This window comes from Pseudomonas juntendi, from assembly GCF_009932375.1.
In the GTDB taxonomy this organism is placed as follows: domain Bacteria; phylum Pseudomonadota; class Gammaproteobacteria; order Pseudomonadales; family Pseudomonadaceae; genus Aquipseudomonas; species Aquipseudomonas juntendi.
The window spans coordinates 1-7,625 of record NZ_BLJG01000258.1; the positions used below are offsets into that span (position 1 = coordinate 1).

The window sequence follows — 7,625 nt, forward strand, 5'->3', positions numbered from 1 at the left end:
TGCCCGCGAAGAGGCCAGAGCAGGAACGCCTGGTCCCACAGGTCCGGCACCGGTTTCGAAACCTGTGATGTACCTGTGGGAGCGGGCGTGCCCGCGAAGAGGCCAGAACAGGAACGCCTGGTCCCACAGGTCCGGCACCGGTTTCGAAACCTGTGATGTACCTGTGGGAGCGGGCGTGCCCGCGAAGAGGCCAGAGCAGGAAAGCCTGGTCAGCGGACCAGATGCAGGAACTGCATGTGCCGCTCGTACTGGTCGAGGATGTCGTTGATGATCTGCTCCTTGCTGTAGCCAACCAGGTCGTAGTTCTGGCTGCCTTCGCTCAGGTACACCTCCGCCCGGTAGTAGCGGCGGTTCTTCAACTCCTGCGTGCCCAGCCCACCCAGGGCGAACGATGGCGTGAAGTAGCCACGCATCTGCACCTGGTAAATGAACGGCTGTTCTTCACCATGCCCCACTTTCAGGCTGACGTTGTCGTGGCTTGGGTCATCCTGGGTAATCAGCACCAGGCCTTTTTGCTCGAACACCTCACGCACATCGGCAATCGCCGGGCGCACCACATCGTCCATGAAGCGGTACACCTCGTCACGCGACGGGAAGTGCACCGCCTGGCTCAAGCGCTGGCGCCAACCGCCACGGCCGCGGCGTGACTGGGCGAACGGTGCCAGCGAGTGCATTTGCGCGATCTGCCGTTGCGACTCCAGGTAGAAGGCCTTGTGCAACCCCCACATCATGCACAGCAAGATCAACGAGAACGGCAGCGAGGTCAGTACCACCGCCGACTTCAGCGAATCGATGCTGCCCGCGAACAGCAGCGCACTGGTGACCAGCGCGGTCATCGCGCCCCAGAAAATGCGCAGCCAGTTCGGCCCGTCCTCATCGGCATCCCCACCGGTGGCCGACAAGGTCGACAGCACCACGGTGCCCGAGTCGGCCGAGGTGACGAAGAACACGAAACTGATGAACACCGTGGTGGCGATCACCACCTTGCTCCAGGGGTAGGTTTCCAGCAGCAGGTACAGGCTCATGGACGGGTTGTCCAAGGCCGACTGGCCCAGCGCGGTCATGCCGTGGTTGATGACCTGGTCCAGGGCACTGTTGCCGAAGATCGACATCCACGCCAGGGTGAAGCCCAGCGGGATCAGCAGCACGCCAAAGACGAACTCGCGGATGGTACGGCCGCGGGAAATGCGCGCAATGAACAAGCCCACGAACGGCGCCCAGGCAATCCACCAGGCCCAGTAGAACACTGTCCAGCCACCCAGCCAGTCGCGGTTCTCACCGTAGGCATACACGTCGAAGCTCTTGCGCGGCAAGGCGCCCAGGTAATCGCCAAGGTTCTGGATGAGGGTGTTGAACAGGTGCTGGGTAGGCCCGGCGAACAGCACGAACAGCAGCAATGCGCAGGCCAGGAACAGGTTGATGTCGCTCATTACCCGCACGCCCTTCTCTACCCCGGCAACGGCTACGGCCACTGCCGCGCCCATCATCAGGGTGATGAGGATCACCTGCACCCACTGGCTGTGGCTGATGCCGAACAGGTAATCCAGGCCGGCGTTCAGGTGCAGCACGCCAAAGCCCATGTCGGCGCCCAGGCCGAACACGGTGGCGATGATGCCGAAGCCGTCCACCGCATAACCGATCGGCCCGTTGATGCGCTTGCCGATCAGCGGGTACAGCGCCGAACGCAACGCCAGCGGCAGGTTATGGCGGTAGGCGAAGTAGGCCAGCGCCATGCCGACGAAGGCGAACACGCCCCAGCCATGCAACCCCCAGTGCAGGAACAGGATCTGCATGGCCTGGCGCCCGGCCTCGGCAGTGCCTGCTTCGCCTTGGGGCGGCTGCAGCATATGGGTCAGCGGTTCGGACACACAGAAGAAGAACAACGTAATGCTGATGCCAGCCGCAAACAGCATGCCGGCCCATGACAGGTAACTGAACTCGGGCTCGTCGTGGTCGGCACCGAGCTTGATCTTGCCGTAGCCGGACAAGGCGGTGACCACCACGAAGACCAGGTACAGCGTCATTGCCAACATGTAGTACCAGCCGACCGTATTGGCCGCCCAGTTCTGCGCCGCCAGCAACCAGTCGCCTGCGGTTTGCGGGTTGGAGATGACCACCAGGCCGAAAATGAGGATGAAGCTTGCCGCAAAGTAGAACACCGGCGGGTTCATGCGGATCTTGCTGTTGGAAACGGATGGGGTCGGTGCACTCATGGGGCAGGCACCTCGTCAAAAGACGTGAGGTTCGGAATGAACGGGTTCAGCAAAGGAATCCTCCTGTTGAACACCGGCAGCGGACCAGCGTTTTTTCATTGAACAAGCGTTCAAGTTAAACATGGATCGGTGTTCAATGCGAATTGGGGCGCCGACTGGCGCGCTTCTGGCCCGGCCTTTTCGCGGGTGAACCCGCGCCTGGCGCGCACATCGGTCGCTCGCTGTGCGGTCCTTGTAGGAGCGCGTTTCACCTTGAAAAGTGCCGGTGCACGCCAGGCAAATTTCAGGTCAATGCTTGTCTTGGCAATCCAGCTGCAAGTTGGCCTGGGTGATGTTGCTCTCGGCTGGCACACTGCGGGTCAGCCACACGTTGCCGCCAATGGTCGAGCCTTTACCGATGGTGATGCGCCCCAGTACCGTGGCGCCGGCATAGATCACCACATCGTCTTCGACGATTGGGTGGCGTGGCAGGCCTTTGTGCAAGGTGCCCGACTCGTCGCTTGGGAAACGCTTGGCGCCAAGGGTCACAGCCTGGTAGATACGCACGCGCTCGCCGATGATCGCGGTTTCGCCGATGACCACCCCCGTACCGTGGTCGATGAAGAAACTCGGCCCGATCTGTGCGCCAGGGTGAATGTCGATACCTGTGGCTGAATGCGCCAGTTCCGAACTGATGCGCGCCAGCAGTGGCAGGCCTGCCCGGTACAGATGGTGCGCCAGGCGGTGGTGGATGATCGCCAGAACGCCGGGGTAGCACAGCAGCACCTCATCGACGCTACGGGCCGCCGGGTCGCCGTGGTAGGCAGCCAGTACATCGGTGTCGAGCAACACCCGCAGCGCTGGCAAGGCTGCCGCGAAATCCTGTACCAGCCTCAGCGCGTGAGCATCCACACCGGCCAGCTCGGCCTGGCTTTGCCGGGCGGCGTAACGCAGCTCCAGTCGGGCCTGGGCCAGCAAGGCGGTCAGGGCGGCATCGAGGGTGTGGCCCACGTAGAAATCTTCACTTTCTTCGCGCAGGTCGACCGGGCCCAGGCGCATAGGGAACAGCGCACCACAGAGTTGCTCGAGGATCTGCCGCATCGCCTCGCGCGACGGCAGCTCGCGGCCACCCTGCTCGCCGCTGCTGCGGCCATTGCGGGTGCGCCACTGCTCACGCGCGCCGCGCAGGCCGGTTACGATGCTCTGCAACTGCCAGCGCCCGGATAATGGTTGTTCGCTCACGGTTTTCTCCTGCCGTATAGGCCATCGGGTTGTTTCGCCATGCCCGCGAAAGGGCCGGGCATGCCTGCGTGCAATCCACTCTACGGCAAATCCGCCTCTTGGAAAAAACTACGCTTTATTCCATCCTGCGCCATGTCGGGCACACCCTGCGGTGACGGCGCAGGCAACCTCGCCTACCCTCAAAGCAATCACGCTCTGATAACGAACAAAGTGGAAATAACAAAATAATTTTTTATTATTTCCAGGCCTAAAAAGCCAACTCTATAGTCGCCACCCTCTCCCTACACAACACGCGCGGGGCTCTGCCATGTCGAAGTTCGCCAAACCGCTACTCAATGCCAGCCTGGCCCTTGTGCTGGGTGCTGGTCTGCTCGGCCAGGCCTTCGCCGGCGAAGAGCTGAAAACCATTCAGGAAAAAGGCGTGATCAACGTCGGCCTCGAAGGCACCTACCCGCCGTTCAGCTTTCAGGATGAAAACGGCAAGCTGACCGGTTTTGAAGTCGAGCTCTCCGAACTGCTGGCCAAAGAGCTGGGGGTCAAGGCCAAGATTCAGCCAACCAAGTGGGACGGTATCCTCGCCGCGCTGGAGTCCAAACGGCTGGACATTGTGGTCAACCAGGTGACCATTTCGGAAGAACGCAAGAAGAAGTATGACTTCTCCGAGCCTTACACCATCTCCGGCATCCAGGCGCTGATTCTCAAGAAGAAGGCCGAGCAGCTGAATATCAATGGTGCACAGGATCTGGCCGGCAAAAAAGTCGGCGTGGGTCTAGGCACCAACTACGAGCAGTGGGTGAAACAAGACGTACCGAAAGCCGAGGTGCGCACTTATGAAGACGACCCGAGCAAATTCGCCGACCTGCGCAACGGCCGCATCGACGCCATCCTGATCGACCGCCTGGCGGCGCTGGAATACGCGCAGAAAGCCAAGGACACAGAACTGGCCGGCGATGCCTTCTCGCGCCTGGAAAGCGGCGTGGCTCTGCGCAAGGGCGAGCCTGAACTGTTGGCGGCCATCAACAAGGCCATCGACAAGCTCAAGGCTGACGGCACGCTGGCCAAGCTGTCGGAAAAATATTTCGGTGCCGATGTCACTAAATGATCGCCGAAAGCCTGCAACTCGTCGCCGACTCCGCGCCCTTCCTGCTCAAAGGCGCGGGTTACACCGTACTGCTCAGCGTGGGCGGCATGTCCTTCGGCCTGGTGCTGGGCTTTGCCCTGGCGCTGATGCGGCTGTCGAAAGTATTGCCGCTCAACTGGCTGGCGCGGATCTATGTGTCGTTCTTTCGCGGCACGCCGCTGCTGGTGCAACTGTTCGTGATCTATTTCGGCATGCCGCAGATCGGGATCGAACTCGACCCGATCCCGGCCTCGCTGATTGGCCTGTCGCTGAACATGGCGGCTTACATCTGCGAAATCCTGCGCGCGGCGATTTCATCGATTGACCGTGGCCAATGGGAAGCCGCGGCCAGCATCGGCATGACCCGGGTGCAGGCCATGCGCCGTGCGATCCTGCCCCAGGCCCTGCGCACCGCCCTGCCACCGCTGGGCAACAGTTTCATTTCGCTGGTCAAGGACACCGCCCTGGCAGCCACCATCCAGGTACCCGAGCTGTTCCGCCAGGCGCAGCTGATTACTGCGCGCACCTTCGAAGTGTTCACCATGTACGTGGCGGTGGCGGTTATCTACTGGGTGCTGTGCAGCATCCTCGCGCACTTCCAGAACCGTATGGAAGCGCGGGTCAACCAGCATGACCAGGAGCATTGAGCATGATTGAAGTCAAAGGCCTGACCAAGCGGTTCAAGGGCCAGACCGTGCTCAACGGCATCGACCTGACCGTACAGCCCGGCGAGGTGGTGGCCATCATCGGCCCCAGCGGCTCGGGCAAGACCACCTTCCTGCGCTGCCTGAACCTGCTGGAAACGCCCGACGCCGGGCAGATCCAGATCGGCGCCATCAGCATTGATGCCAACCGCCCACTGGGGGGGCAGCAAAGTGCGATCCGCCGGTTGCGCCAGCAGGCCGGGTTCGTGTTCCAGAACTTCAACCTGTTCCCGCACCGCACAGCCTTGGAAAACGTGATCGAGGGGCCGGTGATCGTCAAGAAGACCCCGCGCGAACAGGCTGTCGAACTGGGCCGCCGCTTGCTGGCCAAGGTTGGCCTGGCGGGCAAGGAAGATGCCTACCCGCGTCGCCTGTCCGGTGGCCAGCAGCAGCGGGTGGCCATCGCCCGCGCCTTGGCCATGGAGCCCGAGGTGATTCTGTTCGACGAGCCGACCTCGGCGCTGGACCCGGAACTGGTGGGTGAAGTGCTGGCGACCATTCGCGGCCTGGCGGAAGAAAGGCGCACCATGGTCATCGTCACCCACGAAATGAGCTTTGCCCGGGACGTGGCTAACCGGGTGATCTTCTTCGACAAAGGCGTGATCGTGGAGCAAGGCGAGGCCAAAGCGCTGTTTGCGGCGCCGAAGGAAGAGCGTACCCGGCAGTTCTTGCGCAAGTTCCTTGGGACTGCTGCTTCCGAGTAGGCCTGCTCTGGGCCCTTCGCGGGCTCGCCCGCTCCCACAGGGTTAACGCTGTGGGAGCGGGTTCATCCGCGAAGAGGTCGGCGTAGCCGCGGAAATCTCTCCTTCTATATATATTCCAAAGAGTTAGTTCATTAAATCTTTATAAAGCTTTAGGGTATATCAACCGGACCACCGGACCAGCACACGTTCGCCGCGACCAGCTGTAGCGGCTTTACTTTTCGCGAGGTCAGGAATGGTCAGCATCACAATTTCCCCAGTGCGTAACGCCAGGGCATTGAGTACAGCCAAGGAGCGGTACTGATGTCCAGCCAACCCAACAGCCTATTACACAGCGATCTCGACAGCGCTCCCCCGTTGCTGCCAGCCAAGGTGTTGCGCAACGACGCCGAAGCCTTGCAAGCGGCACGCGAACTGGCCGAGGTCGCCCGCGAGCATGCCGCCCGCCGCGACCAGCAACGCAAGCTGCCATGGGCCGAGGTCGAGCTGTTCACCCGCAGCGGGCTGGGTAGCATCAGCGTACCCAAGGCCCACGGTGGCCCCGATGTTTCGTTCGCCACCATCGCCGAAGTGTTCCGCCTGATCAGCGCCGCCGACCCGGCCCTGGGGCAGATCCCGCAGAACCAGTTCGGCATCCTGCAATTGCTGCGCCTGACGGCAAGCGAAGCGCAACAGGCGTTTGTTTTCCGCAGCGTGCTCGAAGGCTGGCGCATCGGCAATGCCGGGCCCGAGCGCGGCAGCAAGGACACCCTCACGCTCACCGCGCGTATCACCCGCAACGGCGACGGTTATCGCATCAGTGGCGAGAAGTTCTATTCCACCGGCGCCCTGTTCGCCCATTGGGTGGCGGTCAAAGCCCTGGACGACGACGGCCGTCAGCGCCTGGCGTTCGTACGTAGAGGCAGCCCGGGGTTGCGCATCGTCGATGACTGGTCCGGGTTTGGCCAGCGCACCACCGCCAGCGGCACGGTACTGCTGGACCAGGTGCCGGTGGAGGCGGCGCTGGTGATCGACAACTGGCGCCAGCGCGATATACCCAATACCCAGGGCGCGGTCTCGCAGTTGATCCAGGCAGCAATCGATGCAGGTATCGCTGAAGCGGCCATCGAAGATGCGATCAAGTTCGTTCGCGAGAAGTCGCGGCCTTGGGTCGACGCCAATGTCGAGCGCGCCAGCGACGATCCTTACGTGATCGCTGACGTCGGGCGCCTGAAGCTTGAACTGCATGCGGCGCAAGCGTTGCTGCGCAAGGCCGCGCAGGTGCTTGACGAGGTCAGCGCCGCGCCCGTGGATGCCGCGAGCGCGGCGCGCGCGTCCATTGCGGTGGCCGAAGCCAAGGTGCTGACCACTGAAATTGCCCTGCAGGCCAGCGAAAAGCTGTTCGAGCTGGCTGGCAGCCGCGCCACCCTTGCCGAATTCAACCTCGACCGCCACTGGCGCAACGCCCGGGTGCACACGCTGCATGACCCGGTGCGCTGGAAGTACCACGCGGTTGGGGCTTACCACCTTAACGGGACCTTGCCCGCGCGGCATTCCTGGATCTGAATTCAATGGCCTTGGGGGCTGCTTTGCAGCCCATCGCGACACAAGGCCGCTCCTACCCGTGGCGCGGACCGGCATGGAACCGCGTATCCCTGCAGGAGCGGCCTTGTGTCGCGATGGGCCG

General features: G+C 62.4%; 6 protein-coding genes. 4 read left to right on the top strand and 2 right to left on the bottom strand.

The window, feature by feature from the left end; all coding sequences use genetic code 11:
• Positions 1 to 209: 209 nt before the first annotated feature.
• Both betT and epsC read right to left on the bottom strand, forming a co-directional pair.
• On the bottom strand, positions 210 to 2,213 hold the full coding sequence (gene betT / locus GYA94_RS23845; RefSeq protein WP_161893221.1) for a choline transporter BetT: 2,004 nt from the start codon (positions 2,211 to 2,213) through the stop codon (positions 210 to 212).
• 288 nt (positions 2,214 to 2,501) lie between these two features.
• A complete protein-coding gene (epsC, locus tag GYA94_RS23850) occupies positions 2,502 to 3,434 on the bottom strand; it encodes a serine O-acetyltransferase EpsC (protein WP_029884772.1) in 933 nt (310 codons plus the stop codon).
• Between the two features lie 307 nt (positions 3,435 to 3,741).
• Between epsC and tcyJ the strand changes: the two genes are divergently transcribed.
• From tcyJ to GYA94_RS23870, 4 genes are all read left to right on the top strand, one after another.
• Entirely contained in the window at positions 3,742 to 4,536 is a 795-nt protein-coding gene (gene tcyJ, locus GYA94_RS23855) for a cystine ABC transporter substrate-binding protein (protein ID WP_161893222.1), read from the top strand.
• Positions 4,533 to 5,201, top strand: a complete 669-nt coding sequence (gene tcyL / locus GYA94_RS23860) for a cystine ABC transporter permease (protein ID WP_161893223.1) — start codon at positions 4,533 to 4,535, stop codon at positions 5,199 to 5,201. Before tcyJ ends, tcyL begins: the two co-directional genes overlap by 4 nt.
• A 2-nt stretch (positions 5,202 to 5,203) precedes the next feature.
• On the top strand, positions 5,204 to 5,962 hold the full coding sequence (gene tcyN / locus GYA94_RS23865; RefSeq protein WP_054914111.1) for an L-cystine ABC transporter ATP-binding protein TcyN: 759 nt from the start codon (positions 5,204 to 5,206) through the stop codon (positions 5,960 to 5,962).
• 300 nt (positions 5,963 to 6,262) lie between these two features.
• On the top strand, positions 6,263 to 7,504 hold the full coding sequence (locus tag GYA94_RS23870) for an SfnB family sulfur acquisition oxidoreductase (protein WP_110678925.1): 1,242 nt from the start codon (positions 6,263 to 6,265) through the stop codon (positions 7,502 to 7,504).
• Positions 7,505 to 7,625: the final 121 nt, after the last annotated feature.